General features: G+C 75.1%; 19 protein-coding genes and 4 pseudogenes. 10 read left to right on the plus strand and 13 right to left on the minus strand.

Annotated elements, in window-relative coordinates; translation table 11 throughout:
* Positions 1-4: 4 nt before the first annotated feature.
* Positions 5-329 (plus strand): annotated as a pseudogene (locus OG946_RS35080) (glycosyl hydrolase family 18 protein); the annotation flags it as partial.
* A 169-nt stretch (positions 330-498) separates the two neighbouring features.
* Here the strand turns inward: OG946_RS35080 and OG946_RS35085 are convergent.
* Complete coding sequence (locus OG946_RS35085) at positions 499-1,203, minus strand: permease prefix domain 1-containing protein (RefSeq protein WP_326799965.1); 705 nt, start codon at positions 1,201-1,203, stop codon at positions 499-501.
* The gene (locus tag OG946_RS35090) at positions 1,200-1,541 is read right to left on the minus strand and encodes a PadR family transcriptional regulator (RefSeq protein ID WP_027742643.1); all 342 of its coding nucleotides are present in this window, start codon (positions 1,539-1,541) and stop codon (positions 1,200-1,202) included. Before OG946_RS35090 ends, OG946_RS35085 begins: the two co-directional genes overlap by 4 nt.
* A gap of 74 nt (positions 1,542-1,615) precedes the next feature.
* Here OG946_RS35090 and OG946_RS35095 point away from each other — a divergent pair, with 74 nt between their 5' ends.
* Together OG946_RS35095 and OG946_RS35100 are read left to right on the plus strand one after the other, a co-directional pair.
* A complete protein-coding gene (locus OG946_RS35095; RefSeq protein ID WP_326799966.1) occupies positions 1,616-2,092 on the plus strand; it encodes a hypothetical protein in 477 nt (158 codons plus the stop codon).
* Between the two features lie 3 nt (positions 2,093-2,095).
* Complete coding sequence (locus OG946_RS35100; protein WP_326799967.1) at positions 2,096-2,368, plus strand: hypothetical protein; 273 nt, start codon at positions 2,096-2,098, stop codon at positions 2,366-2,368.
* Here the strand turns inward: OG946_RS35100 and OG946_RS35105 are convergent.
* Positions 2,361-3,434, minus strand: a complete 1,074-nt coding sequence (locus tag OG946_RS35105) for a DUF4037 domain-containing protein (protein WP_326799968.1) — start codon at positions 3,432-3,434, stop codon at positions 2,361-2,363. The genes OG946_RS35100 and OG946_RS35105 overlap by 8 nt on opposite strands.
* Before the next feature lie 78 nt (positions 3,435-3,512).
* Here OG946_RS35105 and OG946_RS35110 point away from each other — a divergent pair, with 78 nt between their 5' ends.
* The 3 genes from OG946_RS35110 to OG946_RS35120 all read left to right on the plus strand — a co-directional run bounded on the left by OG946_RS35110 (position 3,513) and on the right by OG946_RS35120 (position 8,494).
* Positions 3,513-4,331 (plus strand): GNAT family N-acetyltransferase, encoded by an 819-nt coding sequence (locus tag OG946_RS35110; protein ID WP_326799969.1) that lies wholly within the window; start codon positions 3,513-3,515, stop codon positions 4,329-4,331.
* 110 nt (positions 4,332-4,441) lie between these two features.
* Complete coding sequence (locus OG946_RS35115; RefSeq protein WP_326799970.1) at positions 4,442-5,476, plus strand: glutathione S-transferase family protein; 1,035 nt, start codon at positions 4,442-4,444, stop codon at positions 5,474-5,476.
* Positions 5,477-5,572: 96 nt separating this feature from the next.
* Complete coding sequence (locus OG946_RS35120; RefSeq protein WP_326799971.1) at positions 5,573-8,494, plus strand: hypothetical protein; 2,922 nt, start codon at positions 5,573-5,575, stop codon at positions 8,492-8,494.
* Positions 8,495-8,614: 120 nt separating this feature from the next.
* Here the strand turns inward: OG946_RS35120 and OG946_RS35125 are convergent, their stop codons facing one another.
* Complete coding sequence (locus OG946_RS35125) at positions 8,615-9,205, minus strand: MFS transporter (protein WP_326799972.1); 591 nt, start codon at positions 9,203-9,205, stop codon at positions 8,615-8,617.
* 34 nt (positions 9,206-9,239) lie between these two features.
* Here OG946_RS35125 and OG946_RS36290 point away from each other — a divergent pair.
* A pseudogene (locus tag OG946_RS36290) lies at positions 9,240-10,186 on the plus strand (LuxR C-terminal-related transcriptional regulator); the annotation flags it as partial.
* Positions 10,187-10,235: 49 nt separating this feature from the next.
* Here the strand turns inward: OG946_RS36290 and OG946_RS35140 are convergent.
* The 4 genes and pseudogenes from OG946_RS35140 to OG946_RS35155 form a co-directional block, all read right to left on the minus strand.
* The gene (locus tag OG946_RS35140) at positions 10,236-10,775 is read right to left on the minus strand and encodes an NUDIX hydrolase family protein (protein WP_326799975.1); all 540 of its coding nucleotides are present in this window, start codon (positions 10,773-10,775) and stop codon (positions 10,236-10,238) included.
* Between the two features lie 22 nt (positions 10,776-10,797).
* Positions 10,798-12,861 carry a discoidin domain-containing protein gene (locus OG946_RS35145; RefSeq protein ID WP_326799976.1) on the minus strand — a complete coding sequence of 688 codons (2,064 nt, stop codon included), beginning with the start codon at positions 12,859-12,861 and terminating at the stop codon, positions 10,798-10,800.
* Between the two features lie 226 nt (positions 12,862-13,087).
* On the minus strand, positions 13,088-13,171 hold the full coding sequence (locus OG946_RS35150; protein WP_442814661.1) for a carbohydrate-binding protein: 84 nt from the start codon (positions 13,169-13,171) through the stop codon (positions 13,088-13,090).
* A 25-nt stretch (positions 13,172-13,196) separates the two neighbouring features.
* Positions 13,197-13,388 (minus strand): annotated as a pseudogene (locus tag OG946_RS35155) (AraC family ligand binding domain-containing protein); the annotation flags it as partial.
* Between the two features lie 96 nt (positions 13,389-13,484).
* On the opposite strand from OG946_RS35155, the pseudogene OG946_RS35160 reads away from it, so the two are divergent.
* The 3 genes and pseudogenes from OG946_RS35160 to OG946_RS35170 form a co-directional block, all read left to right on the plus strand.
* Positions 13,485-13,724, plus strand: a pseudogene (locus OG946_RS35160) (LysR family transcriptional regulator); the annotation flags it as partial.
* Between the two features lie 64 nt (positions 13,725-13,788).
* The gene (locus OG946_RS35165; protein ID WP_326799977.1) at positions 13,789-14,613 is read left to right on the plus strand and encodes an alpha-lytic protease prodomain-containing protein; all 825 of its coding nucleotides are present in this window, start codon (positions 13,789-13,791) and stop codon (positions 14,611-14,613) included.
* The gene (locus OG946_RS35170; RefSeq protein ID WP_326799978.1) at positions 14,606-16,159 is read left to right on the plus strand and encodes an outer membrane protein assembly factor BamB family protein; all 1,554 of its coding nucleotides are present in this window, start codon (positions 14,606-14,608) and stop codon (positions 16,157-16,159) included. The genes OG946_RS35165 and OG946_RS35170 overlap by 8 nt, the downstream gene beginning before the upstream one ends.
* A gap of 7 nt (positions 16,160-16,166) precedes the next feature.
* Here OG946_RS35170 and OG946_RS35175 read toward each other — a convergent pair whose 3' ends face one another.
* The 5 genes from OG946_RS35175 to OG946_RS35195 form a co-directional block, all read right to left on the minus strand.
* On the minus strand, positions 16,167-17,837 hold the full coding sequence (locus tag OG946_RS35175) for a discoidin domain-containing protein (RefSeq protein WP_326799979.1): 1,671 nt from the start codon (positions 17,835-17,837) through the stop codon (positions 16,167-16,169).
* Positions 17,838-17,839: 2 nt separating this feature from the next.
* On the minus strand, positions 17,840-19,363 hold the full coding sequence (locus tag OG946_RS35180; protein WP_326799980.1) for an alkaline phosphatase D family protein: 1,524 nt from the start codon (positions 19,361-19,363) through the stop codon (positions 17,840-17,842).
* 237 nt (positions 19,364-19,600) lie between these two features.
* Positions 19,601-20,935, minus strand: a complete 1,335-nt coding sequence (locus OG946_RS35185) for an amidohydrolase/deacetylase family metallohydrolase (RefSeq protein ID WP_326799981.1) — start codon at positions 20,933-20,935, stop codon at positions 19,601-19,603.
* Positions 20,936-20,989: 54 nt separating this feature from the next.
* Positions 20,990-21,484 (minus strand): RidA family protein, encoded by a 495-nt coding sequence (locus OG946_RS35190; protein WP_326799982.1) that lies wholly within the window; start codon positions 21,482-21,484, stop codon positions 20,990-20,992.
* A 94-nt stretch (positions 21,485-21,578) separates the two neighbouring features.
* Positions 21,579-23,144: an aminotransferase class V-fold PLP-dependent enzyme gene (locus OG946_RS35195; RefSeq protein ID WP_326799983.1), complete on the minus strand. Its 1,566-nt coding sequence runs from the start codon at positions 23,142-23,144 to the stop codon at positions 21,579-21,581.
* Between the last annotated feature and the right edge of the window lie 139 nt (positions 23,145-23,283).

Below are 23,283 nucleotides of genomic sequence, written 5' to 3' on the forward strand. Positions count from 1 at the left end.
GGTCCAGTCCTTGGCCGATGGCGGCGCCAACGGCGAGTGGCACAGCGCCAACGGGGCCGCGCCCGGCCAGTTCCAGGAGGAGGCCGGCAACCGCGGCTACGACAACCTGGTCGCCATGGTGCACCGTGCACCACGACACCCAGTCCGTGGCCACGTACGGGTACACCGGGCCGAACGGCCAGTGGTGGTCCTTCGACGACACCTGGGCGATCGACCAGAAGACCGCGTACATCAGACAGAAGGGGCTGCTCGGCGGGATGGTTTGGGAGATGTCCGGAGACCTGCCGAACGGCACCTTGTTCAACGCGCTGGACCGCGGACTCCCGTAGATCGGGGAGGGTCCGTACGGTACGCCACCGGCCGTACGGACCGGGCCCGGCCGCAGCCCCGCGGCCGGGCCCGCCGTCCCGCCCGCGCCGCGCCGTCCGGGCGCCGCGGGCGCCGGCGCTGCGCCGGGCGCCGGGCGATCGCGTCCGCGTACGGGCGCGTACCGGACGGTCAGCGCGCGAGCAGCGCGCAGCGACGGCAGGCGCGGGCGGAGGCCGCGAGCCGGGTGTGCGCGACGAGGGTGACCGCGCCGGCCAGCGCGCCCGCCGGCCAGTCCTGCGCCAGCACGGCACCGGCGGTGAGCGTGAGCGCGCTGACCGCGAGCGCCACGGCCGCGGTGGTGCCGGTCCAGGCCACCACGAGCGGCAGTTGCCGCGGGGTGGCCGCCCGGCGGGCGACGGCGCCGGTGGCGGCCAGCGACCCGGCCGCGAGCAGCGCCGCCAGCGCGGCGAGGCCGCCGAGGTTGGCGGCGAGCACGTGGACGGCTGCGGGCAGCCGCCCGCCGGCGTCCTCCGCCGTGGCCCCGACCAGATACCAGCAGGCCATCAGGAACGGGACGACGAGCGCGACGATCCGGGCGGTCTGCCGGGCCTGCGCGACGGTCAGCTCGCGCTGGAACGCGGGGCCGACCTCCGCCACGGTGCCGAAGTCGCGCACCGCGCGGGCCGCCGCGGCGGCGGGGGAGGGCGCGCCCGCCTCGGCGTGCGCGTCGGCGGCGTCGGTGAGCCCGTCGCGTACCTCCGCCAGCATCCGGGACTTGACGCGGGCGGGGCCGTGCAGCGCGGCGTCCAGGGCGGCGAGGTGGTCCTCGACGGCGCCGTGTCCGGGGGCGGCGGCGCCCTCGGCGCCCCCGCCGTGGTGCTCCGCGGCCGTCACGTCGCCGGCCTCGGCGCGCGGCCCGGGTCCAGGACCGAGCCGATCGCGCTCGTGAACTCCCGCCAGGCGGTGCGCTCGTCGGCCAGCGCGCGGCGGCCCGCGTCGGTCAGCTCGTAACAGCGGCGCCGCCGCTCGCCCACCGACTCCCAGGTGCTGCGTAGCAGGCCCGTGCGCTCCAGCCGGTTCAGCGCCGGGTAGACCGTGCCCGTACGCAGCTCCAGCGCGCCCGCGCTGCGCTGCTGCACGGCGGTGATGATCGCGTAGCCGTGCAGCGGGCCGCCTTCGAGCGCGGCGAGCAGCAGTCCGTCCAAGTGTCCGCGTACCGGATCGCCTCTCATGGGCGCCCACCCTACCTCCTGTTGTTGGTGTGCTATGTATTGGTAGCCAACATATAGACCACCGGGAGGGTGCGGTGACGAAGGTCCTGCTGTCCATCCATGTGCTCGCGGCGATCCTGGCCATCGGGCCGATCGCCGTGGCGGCGTCGGTGTTCCCCCGGATCGCCCGCGAGTCGGCCGCCGCCGGCCCCCCGCACCGCGACCGGACACCCGCGTTCCTGCACCGCGTCTGCCGCGCCTACGCCGTCGTGGGTCTGGCCGTGCCCGCCTTCGGCGTGGCCACCGGGGCGCAGCTCGGGGTGCTGACCGACGCCTGGCTGCTCGCCTCGATCGTGCTGACGACCGGCGCCGCGGCCCTGCTCGCGCTCGCGATCCTGCCGGGACAGCAGCGCCTGCTCACCCGGGTGAGCGGCGACGCCCCCGCCGTGGAGGGTGACGGGCTGCGACCCGCGGCGGGCCGGCTGGCCATGCTCACCGGGGTCTTCAACCTGCTGTGGGCGGTCGTCGTCGTGCTGATGATCGTCCGCCCCGGCTCCACCACGGGGGCCTGAGCCGTGCGCGCGCTGCGGATCGCCGCCGCCGTCGAACTGGTCACGCTCGCGGCCCTGCTGGTCAACCTGGTCACCGTGCACACCGACGCCGTCACCGCCCTCGGCGGCCCCGTGCACGGCACCGCCTACCTCGCGGTCATCGCCCTCACCTGGGCGACGACCCCGGCGCACACCACCCCCGGCACCCGGCCGCGGGCGGTCGTCCCGGGCGTCGGCGGACTGCTGGTGCTGCGCCGGCTGCGCGGCGGGCGACCGCCGGCCCCGCCCGTCAGTTGACGGGTCCGCCGAGCCGGGCGAGGTAGCGGCGGCGGCGGGCGGCGAAGCCGTGCGCCGTGAGGTCGGTGCTGTCGGCGTACTGGTCCACGGACCCCACCGGCGGCAGCGCCGCCAGCTCCGGGTCGCCGACCGTGGCCAGCAGCGCGGCGCAGAAGCGCTCGGCGCCCAGGACGAGGAACGGCCGCTCGTAGAACGGGCGCACCTCCGGCGCCAGCGGCTCCGTGAGGCCCAGCTCGTTGTGCAGCCGCGCCACCCGCTCGTACGCGGGCGACAACTGCCGCTCGCGCTCCCGCCAGCCGCGCGCCGCCAGCGTCCCGGAGAGCAGCGGCGCCAACTCCGCCGCCTCCGGGAGCGCGGCGAAGGCGGAGCCGAGCCACTTGCCGTACGGCGGGTAGACCCGGCGCATCAGCAGGCACAGCCGCATCAGCTCCCGCGCCTGCCGGGCGGCGGTCACCGCGGACCCCAGGTCGTCCCCGACCTCACCGCAGCGCCCGACGAACGGCTCCTCCTGGTGCAGCCGCTGCCACTGGCACGCCAGCACATAGCGCCACACCGGGTCCGGGTACCAGCCGAGGTGCTCCCGGTACGCGGTGAGCACCCCGGCGCCGTCGTGGAACACCGCGCCGCCCGTCAGCTCCCGCAGCACCTGCCACGGCGCCGCCAGCCAACCGGCCACCGACAGCCCGCCGTCCGGCACCTCGCCGAGCTGCTCCGCGAAGTACGCGCCGGTGTCGAGCACGTCGACCCAGTGCCGCGGCGCCGTGCCGCCGGGGAACGCGAAGCGCACCGGGTGGCCGCCGAACCGCTCGGGCAGCTCCCGGTCGAGCAGCGCGGTCAGCGCCGCGGCGTGCGTCCGGTGGTCGGCCGGGGCGAGGAACACCTGCAGCCGCGGGCCCCAGGCGTGGTCCGTCGAGCGCGGGGAGTCGAAGCCCTGCACCTCCGAGCCCCAGCCCAGCAGCGCGGCCGCGTACGGCGTCCCGGCGAGCACCCGGTCCAGGAGAGGGGCGACGGCCTCGGCGTGGAAGTCCCGGGCCAGCGCGAGACCGGGACGGAATGCGGCGTTCATCGCCGTCACCCTCGCAGACCGCGGCGGCCCGCTGCCACCGTGTTTCTTCGGCCGCACCGGCCGCCCTAGAGTGCCCGGATGATCCCCTCGGAGTCCCCCGGCACGGGCGCCGCCCTGGCCGAGACCGTACGCGGGCTGCAGGAGCGGGCGGCGCGGGCGCTGCCCGCGGAGTTCGTCGAGCACGCGGACGGCTGGTGGCTGCGGCACGACTCGGGCAGTTCGTGGTGGGTGGCCTCGGTGCTGCCGCACGGACCCGACGGGCTCGACGGTTCTGATGCGTCTGTCGCCACGGAGCTGACGCGCCGGGTGGCGCGCGCCGAGGAGTTCTACGCCCGGCACGGGGGCACGGCGCGGTTCCAGATCACCCCGGCCGCCTGCCCCGCTGGGCTCGACGGCCTGCTCGCCGGGCGCGGCTACGGCCGCGCGCACCCGGTGTCCCTCCAGGCCGCCGCGGTCGCCGAGGTGCCGGGGCAGCGGGCCGGGGGCCCGCTTCGGGTACGTATCGAAGACCGCCCGGGCGACGCGTGGTTCGGCGTCTGGCACGCCGTCCGCGGCGGGGGCGCGGGGGCCGCCGCGTGGGGGCTCCTCGACCGGGTCGCGGGACCGTCCGCGTACGCCCGCCTCCTGGACGGCGACGAGACGGTGGCCGTGGGCCGCGCGGTCGCCGACTCCGGCTGGGCCGGCGTCTTCGCCATGGCCACCCTGCCCGCCGCGCGGGGGAGGGGCGCCGGCGGACGGGTGCTCGGCGCGCTGGCGGACTGGGCCGGGGCGCACGGCGCGGCGCATCTGTACCTCCAGGTGGAGCGCGGCAACCCGGCGGCCCTGCGGCTCTACGCACGCGCCGGGTTCCGCGAGCTGTGCACGTACCACTACCGCACCGCCGGAGCAAAGCCCTGATCCGGCCGTGTGGCGACGCGCCCGGCGGGCACCCCATCGCCTGACAGCGGGCGGGGCCGCACTGGACAATGGGGCCGGTGGTGTCAGGCAGGTCGACGAAGGAGCCGGTGATGAGCAGCAGCCCGAGCGACGGGGCAGGTCAGGGGAACACGGAGTACGGCAGGAAGCGCTTCAAGCGCTCCCGCAGCCACTTCGCCGACCGGATCACCGCGGCCGGCGAGGACGGCTGGCCCGTCGAGGCCGGGCGCTACCGCCTCGTCGTCAACCGCGCCTGCCCCTGGGCCAACCGCACCCTGATCTCCCGGCGGCTGCTCGGCCTGGAGCCCGCGATCTCCATCGGGGTCACCGACCCGATCCAGGACGACCGGAGCTGGCGCTTCACCCTCGACCCCGGCGACCGCGACCCGGTGCTGGGCATCCGCTTCCTCAGCGAGGCGTACGACGCGCGCGAGACCGGCTACCCGGGCGGCGTCAGCGTGCCCGCGATCGTCGACGTGCCCAGCGGCAAGCTCGTCACCAACGACTTCCAGCAGATCACCCTGGACTTCGCCACCGAGTGGACCGCCCTGCACCGCGAGGGCGCGCCCGACCTCTACCCCGAGGCGCTCCGCGACGAGATCGACGAGGTGATGGACGGCGTCTACCGGAACGTCAACAACGGCGTCTACCGGGCCGGCTTCGCCACCACCCAGGACGAGTACGAGGTCGCGTACCACGACGTGTTCCGGCAACTGGACGAGCTGTCCGCGCGGCTGTCCGGCCGCCGCTACCTGGTCGGCGACACCATCACGGAAGCCGACATCCGGCTGTTCACCACCCTGGTCCGCTTCGACCCCGTCTACCAGGGCCACTTCAAGTGCAACCGCAACAAGATCGCGGAAGACCGGGTGCTGTGGGCGTACGCCCGCGACCTCTACCAGACGCCGGGCTTCGGCGACACGGTCGACTTCGACCACATCAAGCGCCACTACTACGAGGTCCACACGGGCATCAACCCCACCGGCGTCGTCCCCGCAGGGCCCGACCTCTCCGGCTGGCTGACCCCGCACCACCGCGAGCAGTTGGGCGGGTACCCCTTCGGCGAAGGCACCCCGCCGGCCCCGCCGCCCGAGGGGGAGCTCGTCCCCGCAGCCGGCCGCCCCTGACTCGGCGGCCGCCCGGCCCGCACCGGCCGCCGCGCCATCCGCCCGCCCGGGAAATGACGTTGGCGGCGCGGGGCTGCCTCCGCCATCCTGTGTCGGATGAGATTCCGGCTGGCGGACGGCGTGGTGACCACGGGACAGGCGGCGTGGGCCGCCCGCTCCGGCGTGCCCGTACGGCTGGCGGAGCAGGCCGACGCCCCCGCTGGCACACCCGTCGCGCTCGGTCCGCCGGAGGCGGGGGAGGAGCCCGCCGGGGCCGCCGTCGCCGCGCTGGAGCGGCTGGTCGCGGCGGGCGGCGCGGTCGCCGCCGGCGCGGGCGTCGACCTCGGCGGCGGCTTCCGCTCCGCGCGGCTCGCGGGCGCCCGCGGCGACAAGCGCGACGCCGTCCTCGCCGCGCTGCGCGCGCTGGACCGCGAGGACGCCGGGCGGCTCGGCGACCGGGCCGCGGCCATGGTGGCGCTCTTCGGCCCCGCCGCGACCAAGCGCGTCGGCGCCGCCGCCGCGCGGGCCGTGGCGGAGGAGCGCTGGGGTGCCGTCCGGCTCGCGGCCGCCGCCAGCGACGTGCTGGGCCCCGAACAGGTCGAGCAGGTCCTCGCCCTCGACGCACCCGCGGGCGTCGACCCCGTCGACGGCGGCGCCCCCTCCGTACTCGCGGAGCATCTGGGCCGCGTGCTCGCGCCGCTGCCGCGGCCCCGCCGCCCGGCGGTGCTGACCGACCTGTGGGACCGGGTACTCGACGGCCGCGCCCGGCAGGCCCGCCGCGAGCGGCTGCTCGCCACCCAGGGCCGCCAGGACCGGGTGGCGGAACTGCGCACGCGGCGGGCGAAGTTCGAGGAGGAGCTGGTGTTCCGGTGGGCGCCGCACGACGGGCCGCCCGGCGGGACACCGCTGCTCGCGGCGGCGTGGTGGACGCCCAGCGACGCCTACTGGCACGCCCTGCTGCACCGGATCGTGCAGGACGCCCAGGCCGCAACCGTGCTGCTGCGCACCGCCGTCGCCGTCACCGACCACGGCCCGGCCGTCGGACTCGCGCACATGGAGGCGCAGTTGGCCGCCGCCGTGGCGGCCACCGGCGACGACGCCGCGGCCCGCGCCGCCCGCCGCGTCCCGGGGCTGACCGGCCTGCCCGCCCGGCCCGCGAGCCACGCCCGCGAGTTGCACCGGCAGGTGCTCAAGCACGGCCCGGCCAAGGTGCCGTACGAGACGCAGGTGCGCCCGCGCCTGGCGCGCGCCCGCGACTACGCGCTGGTCGCCGCCGAGGAGGTCGACCGGCTGCTCCGCGGTGAGCTGCCGGTGCCCGAGGAGGTGCTGCACGACTGGGCGGCGGGCGACCTCCGCGGCTGGCGGCGCACGACCGGCTACAGCCCCGTCCGCCCGCCCGAGGAGTGGGCCGAGAGCCCGCCGTGGGTGCTCGGCCGCCTCGGCACCCGCGACACCCTCGCCGCCCGGCTGCGCGCCCGGCGCGCGCAGGGCGAGCCTGCGGCGCCCCGCGACGCCGAGGTGCTGGGCGACCTGCTGTGGTACGCGGAACTCGCCGACGCGCTCGCGCAGTTGTACGGCCACGAGGCCGCCGCCGTCACCCCGCACGGCGGCCCGCTCGGTCTGGACCACGATCCGCCGCCGGCCGCCGAGCCGCTGGTGCCCCGGCTGGACTCGGTGAGCCTCGCGGTCTCCGGCGCCGCACAGCTCGTCGCCCTCGGCGGCACCCTGGGCAAGGGCGTGAAGACCTGGGCGGGGCTGGTCGACAGCCTGCGCGCGGACGTCGACGTGGCGGAGGCGCTGAGCGGCGAGTTCCCCGTGCCGCCGCCGCTGGCCGCGGTCGACGCCACCCTCGTGCCCGGCACCCGCGCCCGCTTCCGGCTCGCCCGCAGCGCCCGCACCCTCGCCGAGTGGGCGGACTACATGGGCAACTGCATCGCCACCCCGTACTACGTCGACGCCGCGCTGAAGGGCCGCAGCGCGCTGGCCGCGCTCCACGACGACAAGGGCCGCATCCTCGTCAACGCCGAGCTGCGCCCGGCCCGCCCCGCAGAACGCGGCTGGCTCGTCGGCGAATTCGCCGGCCGCTTCAACGACGCCGCCGACCAGACGCTGGAGGAGCGCTTCCGGCGCTGGGTCGCCACCCTGCCCGGCGCCGAGCCGCCGGAGCAGGCGCCCGCGCCGGGCGACGAGACACCGGCCGCGCCCGTGCGCCGCGGGCGGGCGGCGCCGCGGCTGGTGGCGGACGCCGGGCCCGAGCTGGCCCGGCTCGCGGAGGCGGCGTGGGCGGAGCAGGTCACGGACCGGACGGCGGCGGTTTACGCCGCGCTGGCCGCCACCGTGCCGGCCGCCCCCGCCGGTGCCGTACGCGGCGCCCGTACCGGCACCGCGGCCGCCGCCCCCGCGGCAGCCCTGACCCGGCTGCGCCGCCTCGGCCCCGCGTCGCTGGCCCACGCCTGCCGCCGTGCCCTGGACGACGGGACGGTGCGCCCGGCGGACCTGTGGGCCGCCACCGGCGTCCGCCCGCTGGCCGCCGCCGTGGCGGCGCTGGACCCGGCGCTGCGCGACCGCTTCGAGCAGCTCGAACTCCTCGACGGCGCCGGGCCGTTGCCCAAGGCACTGCGCGGCCTGGTCCGGCGCCCCGCGGTGGCGCCCGCGTACGCGATCGGGCTCATGGGCCTGCGGGTCCGGGAGGCGCTCGGGCACCTGCTGCACGAGGACGACGCCGCGCTGGCCCGCGCGGTCTCGCGGCGCCCGCCGGCCGCGCTGCTGTGCGCGGCGGCCGTCGCCGTCACCAGCCGCGCGCCCGCGATATCCCTGGCAGTCGTCGCGGAGCCGCGCGCCGTCACCGTGCCGGGCTTCCCGGCGACCAGCCTCGACGACCCGGAGGGCCCCTGGCAGCGCGCCTTCCCCGCGGCCCGCGAACTGGGCGCGGACACCGCGGCGTTCTGGGACGGCGTCGCGGCCGACGGCCTGCGGGCCCCCGCGTCCTGGCTCGCCGCCGCCGGCTGGCCCGCCCTCTGGGCCCGCGCCCACCGCTGACCCAGCGCTCCCGATCCACTGGCCCCCGGGCACCCGGCCACCCGGCGGCCCCGACTCCCGGCCGTGAGCCCTCACGCGCCACGGACCCGCCGGCCCGGCCCGTAGGACCGCGGCCGCCGCTCACGACACCTGCCCCGCCCCGCGCGCCGCCTCCTCCTCCGACTGCTCCCGGGATTCCGGCGCGCCCGCCGCGACCAGGCGGGCCTTCCCGCGCGGCAGGGCCAGCGCCGCCAGGACCGCCGGCAGCAGGGCGACCGCCAGCACGAACGTCGCGTCCCGCATCCCGGCGGCCGTCGCCTCCCGCAGCGCCTGCCCGGCCCGCCCGTCGACGCCCCGGTTCGCGACGGCGACGAGCACGGCGATCCCCGTGGCCGTGCCGATCTGCAGCGCCGTGGACGCCACCCCGGAGGCCAGGCCCTGCTCCTCCTCCGCCTCCCCGGTGCCCGCGGCGATCCACATGCACTCGTACGTGACGCCCATGCCCAGCCCGACCACCACGATCCCGGCCAGCACGGTGAGGAACGACCCGTCCGCCCGGAAGCCCCGCGCAAGCAGCGCCGCGCCCGCGGCGTTGAGCAGGGTGCCGCCCGTGAGCGAGGCGCGGTTGCCGAAGCGGTGGACCAGCTTTTCGCTCAGGAAGTTGCCCGCCGTGATGGCCAGGGTGGGGCCGAGGAAGGCGAGCCCGGTCTCCAGCGCGCTGAAGCCCAGCACGCTCTGGAAGTGGATCGTCAGGAAGTACGGCAGGCCGCTGCTCTGTCTCGTCGACGACGCCCAGTGGGTCGACCGGTCGTCCGCGGAGGCGCTGCTGTTCGCCGCGCGGCGGCTGGCCGCCGAGGGCGTCGCGATGGTGTTCGCGGTACGGGACGAAGGGCTGGCCGGCCACGGCCTGGCGGAGCTGCCGCTGCCGCGGCTCGGCGCCCGGGACGCCGCGGACCTGATCGCGGACCGCGGGTTCGCGGCGGAGCTGCGCGACCGGATCGTCGCCGAGTCGGCGGGGAACCCGCTGGCGCTGCTGGAGTTCGCCGCCGCGGCCGGGTCCTGGCCGGGCGCCGCCCCCGGGGCGCGGGAGCCGCTGCCGTCGCCGACCGGGTGCTCGCCGGGTTCCGGGCCCGGCTCGACGGCCTGCCCGAGCGGGCCCGGCTGATGGCGGTGCTCGCCGCCGCCGAGGCCCGCGGCGACCTGCCGCTGCTGCGCGCCGCGGAGGCGCTCGGCACCGGACTCGACGAACTCGACCGCTCCGGGCTGCTGCACACCACCGGCACCGCGGTCGCCTTCCGGCACCCGCTGATCGCCACCGCCGCGTACCGGGGCGCGCCGCTGGCGGCCCGGATCGCCGCCCACCGCGCGCTGGCCGGGGCCACCGGCGACCCCGACTGCCGCGCACACCACCTCGCGGTCGCCACCACGGCCCCGGACGCGGGCGCCGCCGCCGAGATCGCGGCGGCGGCGGAGCGCGCCCGGCGCCGTACCGCCTACGCCGCCCGCGCCCGGCCCGCCGACCGGCTCACCCCGCAGGAGCTGCAGGTGGCCCGGCTGGCGGCGCAGGGGCTGAGCAGCCGGCAGATCGGCGCGCGGCTCTTCCTGAGCCCGCGCACCGTCGAGCACCACCTGTACCAGGCGTACCCCAAGCTGGGTGTGGCGTCCCGGGCCGAGCTGGCCCGGGTGGAGCTGGCCGGGCCGGGGGACGGCTGAGGCGGCGGCCCGGGGGCTTAAGGAGGAGGGGCTTAAGGAGGAGGGGCGTTCAGGAAGAGACGTATCCGACGTGCGCGAGTGCCTGCTTGAGCAGGTGGCCCTGGCCGCCGGGCATCTCCTGCTGGACGACGGGAGAGACCGCCTCCTGGGGCGTGAACCAGACGAAGTCCAGCGCGTCCTGCCGCGGCCGGCAGTCGCCCGCCACCGGCACGATGTAGGCCAGCGACACCGCGTGCTGCCGCGGGTCGTGGTACGGGGTGATGCCCTGCGTCGGGAAGTACTCGGCGATCGTGAACGGCTGCGGCGACGACGGCACCCGCGGCAGCGCCACCGGGCCGAGGTCCTTCTCCAGATGCCGCAGCAGCGCGTCCCTGACCCGCTCGTGGTGCAGCACCCGGCCGGAGACCAGGGCCCGGCTCACCGCACCGTCCGGGCCGATCCGCAGCAGCAGGCCGACGTGGGTGACCTCACCCCGGTCGTCGACGCGGACGGGCACCGCGTCGACGTAGAGGACCGGCATCCGGGCGCGCGCCGACTCCAGCTCCTCGGGAGCCAGCCAGCCGGGTGTGGTTTCGGTCAAGTCAGCCATTGGCCGATCTTACGCCGAACCGTCAGCGGGCGTGGACGCCGACCTCGTAGAGCGAATAGCCGTGCGCGGTGCCCCGCTGCACGCCGACGACGCGGACATAGCGGGCGTCTGTGGGGTCGAACACCGCGGTGTCGAGTCCGCCGTCACCGCTGTCCGTGACCCACACCGTGCGCCAGGCGTTCCCGTCCGCGGAGACCTCGATGCGGTACGCCCTGGCGTAGGCCCGCTCCCAGTCGAGCGTGACCCGGCCGATCCGGCGGCTCTCGCCGAGGTCGAGGCGCAGCCACTGGTCGTCGTTCCAGTGGCTGGCCCAGCGGGTGCCGCGGTCGCCGTCGACGGCGCGGCCGGGCGCGTAGCTCGTCAGCAGGCTGAACTCGGTGGAGCTGGCCGTCGCGGCGGCGCCCGCGGCGAGGTTCGCCGGCCGCTCGTGGCTCTGGGTGGCGCCCCAGGTCGTCAGGTACGACTCGGCGCCCGCCATCAGGTCCTCGACCACGTCGCCGCCGCCGTGCAGCCGCATCTGCTCGATCCAGTCCGGTACGAGGCCCGCGTGCGCGCCGCCGTCGGTGTTGAAGTCCCAGGTGCGCTCGCCGGTGACCTGCCGGTCGAGGACCGAGCCGCCGTCGGCGCTCCTGAAGGGGTACGCGACCTTGTCCGGGGCGTCGGCGCCGCGGGGCGCGGGCCAGCCGCCGACGCCGTTCATGTCCGTGCCGTAGCCGTATCCGGCGCCGTACTTGTCGCGCAGCTCCGCGCCGCGCCGGCCCTGCTCCACGAAGTCCTCGGCCGCGTTCATGTACTGGGCGGAGAAGCCGCCGAGGCGGTAGAGCCGCTCGGTCCAGTCCAGGTCCATCCAACTGTGGCTGGACAGCACGCCCGGATACGACTCCGACTCCAGGATGTCCAGCGCCCGGCCGGCGGCCTTGACGCTCATGTGGTCCAGCTCCAGCATCATGTTGCGTTCCATCATCCCGCGCACCGCGTACTCGCCGAGCTCGCTCAGCCCGCGGGTGTTGCACCGGGCCTCCTGGTCGTACGACGGGACGGACACCCCCGCGGGCAGCAGCTTCGCCGCCTCGGCGGGCGGGTCCGCCAGGCCGATGGGGTTGTCCTGCTGCCGGCCGGTGCACTTCTCCGTGGTCCAGAACGTGCCGGTGGAGAGGAACTGCCCGATGTTGACCGCCGCGCCGATCGTGCCGGAGTCGAAGCGCACGCCGCACAGCGCGTTGTCGAACTTGTGGCAGAGGAACATGCTGCGCACGCCCATGCCGTACAGCTCGTCCAGGCCACGGTCGATGTCGCCCTTGTCGCACTGCGCGACGCCCAGCACCTGCTTGCAGCCGAACGGCTCGGAGGTCTCCACGCCCAGCACGACGGCGAGCTTGCCCTGTTCGACCACCGCGCGGGCCTGCTCGGCGTCGGTGACGATACGGAACCAGCCGCGCCCTGCGCCGCCGTACATCGCGTCGACGTAGTCCTGCATCTCGTAGGTCTTCTCGGCCTGCAGCCTGATCGAGTCCATCTCGTCGCAGCCGCGGTCCTTGGCCGGATAGACCGAGCAGAGCAGGCCGTTGGTGACCAGGTCCTGCACCAGGACCCGCTGCCCGCCGCGCCAGGCGCGCTCCAGCCAGGCGTAGTAGTTCTGCTGGTGGCTGAGCGAGTCGTTGGCCGGCCAGTGCTCGAACGTCGGCCAGCCGACCGGGTCGTGGTGGCCGTCGGCGCCGCCGGTGACGTTCTCGAAGAGGGCGAGCGCTCCGTCCGGGTAGTGCTCGGGACAGTCCTTCAGCGCCTCGGTGACGCCCCGTTGGTCGAACGGCTCGCCGCAGATGATCCGGCCGCCGAAGCCCTCGTTGGACATCACGTGGTTGTGCGCGTCGACGAAGCCGCGCACCTTGCCCTGGGCGTCGGTGCCGCGGAACGGCTCGCCGGTGACGTTCACCCCGGAGTCCGGGGCGGGCCGGGCGACGGGGTCCCACCAGTCGTTCGCCGCGGCGGCGGTGCCCGGCCCGGTGCCGAGCGCCGTCAGGGCGGCGAAGAGGACCGTGACGAGGGTGATCAGGCCGGCCTTGCGCAGGTACGGCTGTCGGGTCATGGGGGTCCCGCCTCCGGTGGCGCGAAAAGGTGAGGAACTTTTCTACGACTGAGTAACCAGAGGATCGCGGCGGATTGACACCCCGTCAAGACACGGGGGAGCGCTTTCCCGTACCGGCCGGAAGCGCGTGGAGCCGCGCCGCCGCGGGCCGGGGAGGTGGGCCCCGGGCGCCGCGGCGGCGCGGGTCTGGGTGCGGCCCGGCCGGATCGCGGACGGGCCGCGGCTCTCAGGCGGCCTGCCGGAGGGCGGGTACGTTCGGCGGCTCCCAGCCGGGGGAGGCCCTGTGCGCCTGGAGGCAGCGGTAGGTCACGCCGCCGTACGTGACGGTGTCACCGGCCCAGGTGGGGCGGGGTGATCGGCCATCTGCGCTGGTCGACCACGTGGTGCCCGCGGCCGGCGCGGACGTAGACGATCTCGTGGAACGTGTGCCGGTGCGGGAAGCCGGCGCGGGACAGCGGGCCGATCGAGTCGAACGACCCGAGGGCGAAGGGGAGGGCCTCCGGGGCGGGGACCTCCAGCCGGTGCATGGGGACGGGGTCTGCGGACACCTCGTGTTCACCCTCCTCGACATTGGTCCGGACCAAAAGGTTGCCGGGGCCGCCGCAGGACCGCAAGCTGACCGCATGGACCTGGAGTTGCGGCACCTGAAGACCATTCGGGCCATCGCCGAGGAGGGCAGCCTCACCCGGGCCGCCACCGCGCTCGGGCTCGCCCAGCCCGCGCTGAGCGCACAGTTGAAGCGCATCGAGCGCGCACTCGGCGGCCCGCTCTTCGACCGAGGCAGGCACGGCGTGCGCCCCACGGCGCTCGGCGAGCTCGTCCCCGACCGCGCCCGGGTGCTGCTGCCCGGCGTGCTCGAACTGGTCCGATTCCCCTGGCACGCCCGACTCGGCCTCGGGGCAGTACTCCCCGGGCCTGCTCAAGGCGATGCAGCGGGATCTCGGCCTCACCGCGGATCAGGCCGAGAGACGGCTGGCCAACGAGAGCGAGGCCGGCGCCGTCGCCGGCACGCTGCGGCTGTCGCTGCACCGCAGTGACGGGGGAGCGTGGGTGTCGGGCAAGACCTCCGCCGAGGTCGTGGTGGCGACGACCGACTCCACCGAGGCGCGGAAGATCGCCGACGAGGGCGCCCGGGCGAAGGTCGTCGACCACAGCCTCGCCGAGCTGGACGCGTCCAAGGCCGACCTCGACCGGGTCGCCGAGCGCTCCTCGCCCGCCCACGTGCCCGTCTGGTACGTGGACACCACCGCCAACCGCGTCGTCCTGCACACCTCCAGGCCCGCCGCGGCCGAGCGCTTCGCCGCCGCGGCCGGGGTCGACGCGAGCCTGCTGAAGGTCCAGCGGTCCGACGAGAAGCCCCGTACCTACGCGGACATCGTCGGCGGCGACGCTTACTACATCGGCAGCGGCAGCCGCTGTTCCGTCGGCTTCTCCGTCAACCGCGGCGGCCGGAGCGGCTTCGTCACCGCCGGCCACTGCGGCACTGCGCGGACCGGCAGAGAACCGGCAGAGAAGGGGATGAAGACGCCGCGGCGGCAGGCGGCCGGAGGGGCCCTGGGGGTGTGCCCTCAGGCCGTGCCGCGTCCCGGCGGCCCGGCCCGGCCCGTTCGAACTCGCCTGCCCGGCACGGCCGTTGACGCCGAGCCGGGCTTTCGGGGTCCGGCGTGTACGCCGCCGGGCGGGCCCCTACGATGGGGCGCCGATCGGCGGAGGACGCCGGCGGAGCGCGGCGGGGGGATGCAGCGTGGCTGACGAGTACGGGCAGAACGGGCAGGCGGGCGGCTTCGGACCACCGCCGACGAACGGCCCCGGTGTGCCGCCCGGAACGCCGGCACCGCCGCCGGGACCCCCGCCCGCGGGACCCCCGCCCGCGGGACCGCCCCCCGTCCCGCCGCAGCAGCCGGCCGGCGGACCGTACGGACCGCCGCAGCACCCCCAGCCCATGGCCGCGCCCGGCATGCCGGCGCAGCCCGGGCCGGCCGCCCCGCCCCCGTACGCGTACCCCGCGCCGCCCCCGCCCGGCTCCGGCGGCGGCAAGAAGGCCGTCGGCATCGTGCTGTCGGTGCTCCTCGTCCTCGCGGTGCTCGGCGGCGGCGCCGCGGTCGTCTTCCTCTCCGGCGGCGACGACGGCGGTGGCGGAAGCAGCGCGCAGGACGAACTGCCCGCGAACGCGCTGGAGCAACTGTGGTCCACACCGCTGGAGGGCAGCCACGTCGCCGGCGGCGACTCCAGCAGCCTGCCCGGGATGTGGACGGCCGGCGACCACGTCGTCTACGGCGACGAGGACGGTGGCATGCGCGCGTACGACGTAGGCTCCGGCAAGGAGAAGTGGCGGGTGAAGCCGCCGAAGCGCGCCGGCGAGCTGTGCGCCATGTCCCGCCGCATCAGCCCCGGCGGCATCGGCGCCGTCGCCTTCGACGCCGGCGGCGACGACTGCGCGTACCTCGCGGCCGTCGAGGTCGACACCGGCACCGTGCTGTGGTCGGAGAACCTCGCCGACGAGTACGGCACCACCAACCCTGTGCTCACCGTCAACGACTCCACCATCAGCACCACCATCGGCACCTACGTCAACAACTGGAACTCCAAGGGCGGCGGCCCCGGCCTGGACTTCACCTCCCGCGGCCGGGAGTGCGACTCCTCCCTCGTCCTCGGCGACGAGCACGCCGTCGGCAGCAGCGAATGCACCGACGTCTCCCCGCGCCACCAGCTCACCGTCCTCGACACCCGCGGCGGGGAGGACCCGTGGCGGTTCCCCGGCGTGGACCTCGACGTCCAGCGCGTCCTGGGCGAGAACCCGCTGACCGTGCTGCTCCAGGACGACGACGAGAACAGGTTCGTGCAGTCCTTCACCGACGACGGCGGGGAGGGCAAGCTGGTACCCCTCACCGGCGCCCTCGCCGAGCTGCAGTTCGAGGAGCACACCACCTTCGTCACCGAGGACGGGGTGCTCGTCGCCGAGTACGGGGACAACGTCCACTTCGCCGCCGTGGACCTGAAGTCCGGCGAACTGCTGTGGAAGACGCCGAAGAGCGCCTGGCTCCAGATGATCGGCTACGACGCCACCGACGGCCGGCTCATCGCCAGCGCGAAGCCCGAGGAGGGCTTCCACCTGGAGCTCACGGAGTACGACGTGCGCAGCGGCAAGCCGAAGGTCATCGGCGCGCTGGCGGTCAAGGGCGAGTCGATGGGCTCGCCGTCCACGGCCACGTACGCCTGGGACGGCAGCACGGTCTACGTGGTCGCGGAGAACGCCAAGGGCCAGGCGGTGCTGCGCGCCTTCCGCGGCACCGCCTGACCCTCCTTCACCCGGCGGCGACCTCGGCGGCGGAGGCGTAGCTTCCGCCGCTGGCCGTGTGCGCCTCCAGGCGTACGTACCGGGCGTCGGCCGCCGCGAAGGAGGCCGTCTTCAGCCGCGCGTCCCGGTCCCAGGTGCCGGCGGCGACCTCGGTGAACTCCCGGCCGTCGGCGGAGACGTACACCTTGTACTGCAGGATCGTGCCGTTGAGGTTGCCGTCGATCCGCGGCTGGTACGTCACCCGGTCCACCTGCCGGACCGCGCCCAGGTTCAGCGTCAGCGACTGCGGCAGCGGCGTGACGGGGACGTACTCCGAGTGCCAGAAGGTGTTCGGGTCGCCGTCCACCGCGCGCTCGGGCTCCGAGCCGGAGTGCCAGCTCGTGGCGTACACCCGCGGCTCCGTGCACTCCGGGGTGACGGTGACCGGCACCGTGAACGCCTCGTCCCCGACCCGGACGCGCACCGGGTACTCGCCCGGCGGGGTGTCCGCGGCGGCGGTCAGGGAGATCCGCGCGGCCCGCGCCTGCCCCGCGGGCACCTGGAGCGTCGCGGCGGCCGGCGATACGGACAGCGGCGCGTCGGCCGCCGCCGTGACCTCGCGGGTGACCGGTTCCGCGGTGTAGTTGGCGACCCGGGCCACCGCGTCGCCGACCCGCTCGCCCAGCTCGCAGCGCGACATCTCGGCCCGGCCCGGGACCACGGCGGTCGCGGTCGGCGGCGGGGCGGCGAGCCGCGCGAAGGAGAAGGGCTGGTCGGCGTAGTACGTGCCGCGGCACTCCGGCGGCGCGCTCGCGCCCTCGCCGCGGTCGAACGCCTCCTTGCACGCCCGCGCGTCGGGCAGCTCCTGCCGGTAGGCGGCGTCGACGTAGCCGTCGCGTACGTCGCCGCGGGCGAAGAGGTAGGTGCGGTACGCCGACCAGGGCTCGGCCCCGCGCTCGTACGCCGTGTCGCGGTACGCCCGCTGCGCGGTCAGGGCGTCCCAGAACGGGGCCGGCGCGCAGCCGATCGCCAGGTACGCCACCGGCTCCGCACAGCGGCCGGCGCGGAAGTCGCCGCCGAGCACGTCGACCTGCGGCGTACCGGCCTGCGCCGGGTGGCGCTCGGCGAGGAAGCCGGCGAGCGCCTCGGCGGCCGGCGCCGGGCTGCCGGCGACGTGCGCGCTGACCAGCGGCGCCCGCAGGACCGGGTGGGCGCGGGTCTCCACGACGGCGTACGCCTGGTCCTCGCTCTGCACCCGGTGGAAGCCGGGGGTGCCGACGGTCCGTACGGTGTCGGCGTTGACGACGATCGCCGACTCCCGCACCGCGCCGTCCGGCAGGTACGGGCTGTCGCCGGGGGCGACGGCGACGCGGTAGCGCTGGCCGGTGGCGCGGCCGAGCTGCGCGGCGACGTGCCGGGCGCCGGGGCCCAGCACCTCGGTGAGCAGCAGCGCGTCCGGCGGGGCCGGGGCGGCGGCGGTGAGGCGGTCGACGAAGGTGTCGAGGTCGGCGGTCTCGGCCGCGTCGGCGGGACGTACCGCCTCCTGGAGGCTGGCCTGCACGACCAGCAGTTCTCCGGCCGCCACCGGCTCCCGCGCCGCGGCGCCCGCCGGGGCGGCGGGCGCGGTGAGCGGCGACAGGGCGGCGAACGCGGCCAGCGCGGCGACGGCGGCGCCGGCCCTTCTGCGTATCGGGTGCATGCTCACGCCTCCTGGAGCTCGGGCCGGCCGGCTTCCACGACGAACGAACGGCGGGTGCTCACCGCGCCGTCCGGCACGGAGACCTTGTCCACGACGAGGTAGTCCGCGCGCCACTCGCCGGGGGAGACGGTGCAGCGGACGTAGCCGCGCTGGCCGTTGTAGAACGTCAGGTGCGGGTTGGCCGCCAGCCACTCCTCGGCCTGCGGGCTGCTGTCGGCCCCGTTGCCGCCGGAGGTGATCGAGGTGGTCACGAACTCCGGTGCCACGGCGGGGGAGGAGGGGTCGGCGAAGTCCCGCTTGACGGTGCCGGCCATGTTGACGTGCATGTCGCCGGTGAGGACGACCGGGTTGGCCACGCGCCGCTCGGCGATGCCCGCGAGGAGGCGGCCGCGGGTGGCGGTGTAGCCGTCCCAGGCGTCGCCGTTGAGCTGCTGGAGCCCGGGGTCGGTGAGCCGGTCGAGCTGCATCATCAGCACCTGCTGGGTGAGGACGTTCCAGACGGCGCCGGAGTCCGCGAGGCCGTCGAGCAGCCAGCGCTCCTGCGCGGCGCCGAGCATGGAGCGGGCCGGGTCGTCGCGGCGGGTGATGTCGATGGGGTCGCGGAACTGCCGGGCGTCCAGGACGTGGAAGCGGGCCAGCCGGCCGTAGTCGAGGGTGCGGTGCAGCCGCATGTCCGGGCCCTGCGGCAGCGAGGAGGCGCGCAGCGGGAGGTGCTCGTAGTACGCGCGGAAGGCGGCGGCGCGGCGGCGGAGCAGGTCCTCGGGGGAGGCGCCGCTGAAGGACGTCTCGCCGGACCAGTTGTCCTCCACGTCGTGGTCGTCGACGGTGACGATCCACGGGGCGGCGGCGTGCGCGGCCTGGAGGTCGGGGTCGGTGCGGTAGAGCGCGTAGCGCAGCCGGTACTGGTCCAGCGTCAGGGTCTCGGCGTTGTGCGCGGCGGACAGGTCGGTGCCGCGGGGGCCGCTGGTGCGGCCCACCGGGTACTCGTAGATGTAGTCCCCGAGGTGCGCGATCAGGTCGACGTCCTGCGCCGCGAGGTGGCGGTAGGCGGTGTAGAAGCCGTCCGACCAGCTCTGGCAGGTGGCGAACGCGAGCGTCATGGGGGTCAGCGAACCGGCCGTCGGCGCGGTCTTCGTCCGGCCCACCGGGCTCAGCTCGCCGCCCGTGCGGAAGCGGTACCAGTACTCGCGCCCGGGCCGCAGCCCCGTCACCTCGACGTGGACGGAGTGGGCGAAGTCCTGCTTGGCGGCGGCCGTACCGCGGCGTACCACCCGGCGCATCCCGGGGTCCTCCGCGACCTCCCAGCGCACCGCCACGTCCTGCGGCGGCATCCCGCCGAGGCCGTCCTCGGCCAGCGGCACCGGAGCCAGCCGGGTCCACAGCACGACGCCGTGCGGCAGCGGCTCGCCGGAGGCGACGCCGAGGGTGAAGGGGTTGTCGTGGTACCGGGGCGCGGCGCTGGCGGGCGCCGGCGTGAACTGCGCGGCCGCGGCCATCCCGGCGAGGGCACCGGTGAGCCGGAGCACGTGGCGTCTGCTGGGGCGGGTGGGCCGCACGGGTCTGCCCGGGCGCCCGTGACGGGGGTGCAGGGGAGAGGTGGAAGACATCCGTGCAGTGTTGGCGCGCCCCGGATCAAGGTCAAGACCCGCCCGGCGAACGGGCGTTGAACCCGCGGTGCGGACGGTCCCGGCAGCGCGGAGCCCCGGAGGGCGTCCCGGCTTGGGCCGGCCGGGACGCCCTCCGGGGCGGGGAGGGGTGGTTCCTTACTGGTGCTCGTGGTCCTCGGCCGCGCTGGCCTTCGGGGGGTTCGCCCCCGGGTACCACTCGTTCGCGGCCTTGCCGTTGAGGTCCCAGACGGCCTGGCCGGCGCGGAAGGTGGTCTCGGCGACCAGCTTCTGGTTGCCGTCGATCCGCCAGCCGAAGCTGTCTGTGTAGCCGAACGTGCCGCGCTCCAGCGCGAAGACGGAGATGTCCGCGGGCGCCCCGACCGACAGGTTGCCGAGGTCGGGCCGCTGGATGGTCTGGGCCGGCGTCCAGGTGGACGCCTCGACGACGTCCTTCAGCGGCATACCGAGCGTCAGGAACTTCGACATGACGTTCGACATGTCCTTCATGCCGCTGTTCATGCTGGAGATGTGCAGGTCGGTGGAGATGACGTCGGGCGTGAAGCCCTCCTTCATCCCGGGCACAGCCACGTCCCAGGAGAAGCTGCCGCCGCCGTGGCCGACCTCGAAGACGACGCCGCGGTCGCGGCCCTGCTGCATGGCCGGGTTGAGCTTGCCGTCCTTGCCCAGCTCGCCGCGGAGCCCGGAGAACATGTGCGAGTAGACGTCGCCGGGCCGCAGCTTCTCGTTGAGCAGTTGCGACAGCGGGCGCTCCGGCGTGTTCGCGCCGAAGTCGACCATGACCGGGATGCCGGCTTCCTCGCCCGCCGCGAGGGAGTTCTCCACCGGGTCCCACTCGGGGCCGTTGTAGTGCGCCGTCTTGATGCCGACGATGGTCCCCGGGTTCGCCTTGGCCACCTCGGCCGCGGGCCCGGGCTTCATGTCCGCGAGGTCCTGCTCGTACGGGTGGCCGGCCATGCCCTTGCCGACGATGTTCAGGAAGGACAGCACCCGGGTCTTGGACTTGTCGATGACCTCGGTCTTGAACTGGTCGAAGTTGCTCGCGCCCGCCGAGCCGGTGTCCACGGCCGTGGTGACGCCCGCCCGGAGGGTGAAGCCGTCGGGGGCCACGCCGTTCCAGCCGTTGGCGTAGTCCTGCTTCGGGCCCGGGAACATGTGCGCGTGCATGTCGATCAGGCCGGGGGTGACGTAGTTGCCACGCGCGTCGACCGTCTTCTTCGCACCCGAGGCGTCGATGCTCGGCGCCACCTTGGCGATCTTGCCGTCCTTGACGGCGACGTCACGCACGCCGTCGATGTCGTTCTTCGGGTCGATGACGTGACCCCGCCTGATGACGAGGTCGTACGCGACGCCCTCGTCCTTCCCCTCGGCCTGGGCGCCCGCGGGCGCCGTGGCGCCGACGGTGGAGGCGCCCAGTACGAGGGTCAGCGCCGCGGGAAGTACCGTCCAGGAAACTCGCGATCTCACGTGCATGCCGGCTCGATTCCCCATCTCTGTGTCAGGTGGTGGCGCGTGCGCTACGGATCGTCAGATGACGGCGATGCAGTCGATCTCGACCAGGGAGTCGCCGGGGATGCCGGCGGCGGCGGCGATGGTGGTGCGCACGCCCGGCTCCTTGCCCCAGCGGCCGAGGAAGACCTCGTTCATCCCGGCGTAGTCGTCCAGGGTGTTGAGGTAGACGTTGACCTTGAGGACCTTCTCCATGGACGAGCCGACCGACTCCAGGTAGCGCTCGATCTCGTTGAGCACGTGGTCGGTGTGGGAGCGGATGTCGCCCTCGAAGTGCGCGCCGATACCCGAGATGAAGACCATGTTGCCGTAGGTCACGATCGGGCTGAACAGCGGGTTCTCCGGCGGCTCGCCGCCGCCGGGGTAGTGGACCTCCTTGCGGGGCGGTCGGCCGTGGCCCGTGCTCTGGTCGTTGTCGCTGGCCATCGCCTGGCCGCCCGCGACCACCGGCACGGCGGCCACCGCGGCCACCGGGGCCGCCTTGCGGATGAAGTCCCTGCGGTTGGAGGACATGCGGTTACTCCTTGGTGAATGTTCGGTGCATGACATGTGGGGATATGGGTCGGCGCGCGCCGGCCGCGGCTGGCCGGCCGGCGCGCGCCGGCCGTCAGGACCGGGTCGCGGTCCAGGAGCCCTTCAGGTACTCGCCCATGTCGAGTTCGCCGCTGATCTTGTCGCCGTCGACGGTGCCGGTGAAGGTGTAGCTCAGCGAGTCGCCGTGCTCCTCGCCGTAGTTGCTGCGCACCGTGACCTGCTTGTCGCTGACGCTGCCCGAGGCCGGCCGGCTGACGAACTCGCCGGCGTGCGTGCCGGTGACCTTCGCGCCGTCCTGGGCCAGTTCGAGCTTGTGTGCGCTCGACGTGCCCGCGGCGTACGTGATCTCCACGGACCAGGTGCCGGCCACGTCCACCGTCGGCGGCTTGGGCGACTCCGGCGCGGGCGGCGGGTCGCGCAGCATCCGGACGAGTTCGTCGGCGATGGTCCGCCAGTCCTCGGGCTCCATCATGTACGGCGTGATGGAGACGCCGGTCTGGTCCGGGTCGGAGCCGCCGGCGGCGTTGAGCGCGATGCGCGGCTCGCCGTTCCACATCGCGTTCACGATGGTGCTGCCGGTGACCTCCATGCGCTTGGCGCTCCACAGGATGCGCAGCGAAGGCGTCCGGTTCGACAGCCCCTCGGGCTGGGTGATCTCGGTGGTCACACCGCTCACCGACGACACCCGGCGGGAGATCTGCTTGAGCCAGCCCGTCCACTCGGCGTATTCGGCGTCGTGGTCGCGCTGGACCCACATCTCGACGGCCGCGAGCATGCCCATGGCCTCTTCCTTGCCGACCTTGAAGCCGCGCGCGTAGCCGTGGTGCGGGGCGCTGTGCACCCACGCGGCCCGTACGAGGTCCTCGCGGCCCAGGATCAGACCGGCCGACTGCGGGCCCCGCATGCACTTGCCGCCGCTGTAGCCGACGAGGTCGGCGCCGCGCTCGATGTGCACGTTGGGGATGGTGAGGATCTCCGCGGCCGCGTCGACCAGCAGCGGGACCCCGGCGGGCTTGGTCACCGACGCGATCGTCTCGGTGTCCAGCTCGCTGTCGTCCACCCGCGGCCCGGCCATGATGTAGACCAGCGCGGTCTGCGGGCCGATGGCGGCCTCCAGCTCCTCCTTCGTCTCGACCTGGACGACCTTGAGGCCCACCGCGGTGATCGCGGCCTCGTACACGTTCCGCGAGTGCCGCGGGATGATCGCCTCGGTCTTCTGGAACCCGGTCAGGTCCGGGATGTTGACGTGCAGGTCCGGGTTGCCGCCGGCGGTACACGCCGCCGCCGCGTGCGTGAGCCCCGCCGAACAGCCGGCGCTGACCAGCCCGAACTCCGTCTTGGTGAGCTCGCCGATACGGCGGCCGACGGCGTCGGCCAGCTCGTCGAGCTGTACGTACTGCCGCGCCGCCGCGTCGATCGCGTCCCGCACCTCGGGCAGTATCAGCGAGCCGCTGAGCACGGTGTACGTTCCCCGCGCGTTGATCAGCGGACGGACCCCGATGCGGCCGTAGACGTCCTCGGCGGGGCCCTGGCCCGGGTTCGCCGCGGACGGCGCCCCGGACGTGGCCGCGAACGCCTCACCCGCCAGCAGCGGACCCAGCGCGAGTGCTCCCCCGGCCGCCGCGCCTCTTCCGAGCATGGTGCGACGAGAAAGTGCCTCAGCAGGCATTCTGGCCCCCTGTCACCTCGTAAGTTGTGGTGCCGTAGACGTTAGAAAGATCGTGAGGCGGCGTTAAGGCCCTCTTTCCGATGCGGCTATTCGGAACCCGGATCCTCCC

This window comes from Streptomyces sp. NBC_01808, assembly GCF_035917395.1.
Taxonomy (GTDB): Bacteria; Actinomycetota; Actinomycetes; order Streptomycetales; family Streptomycetaceae; genus Streptomyces.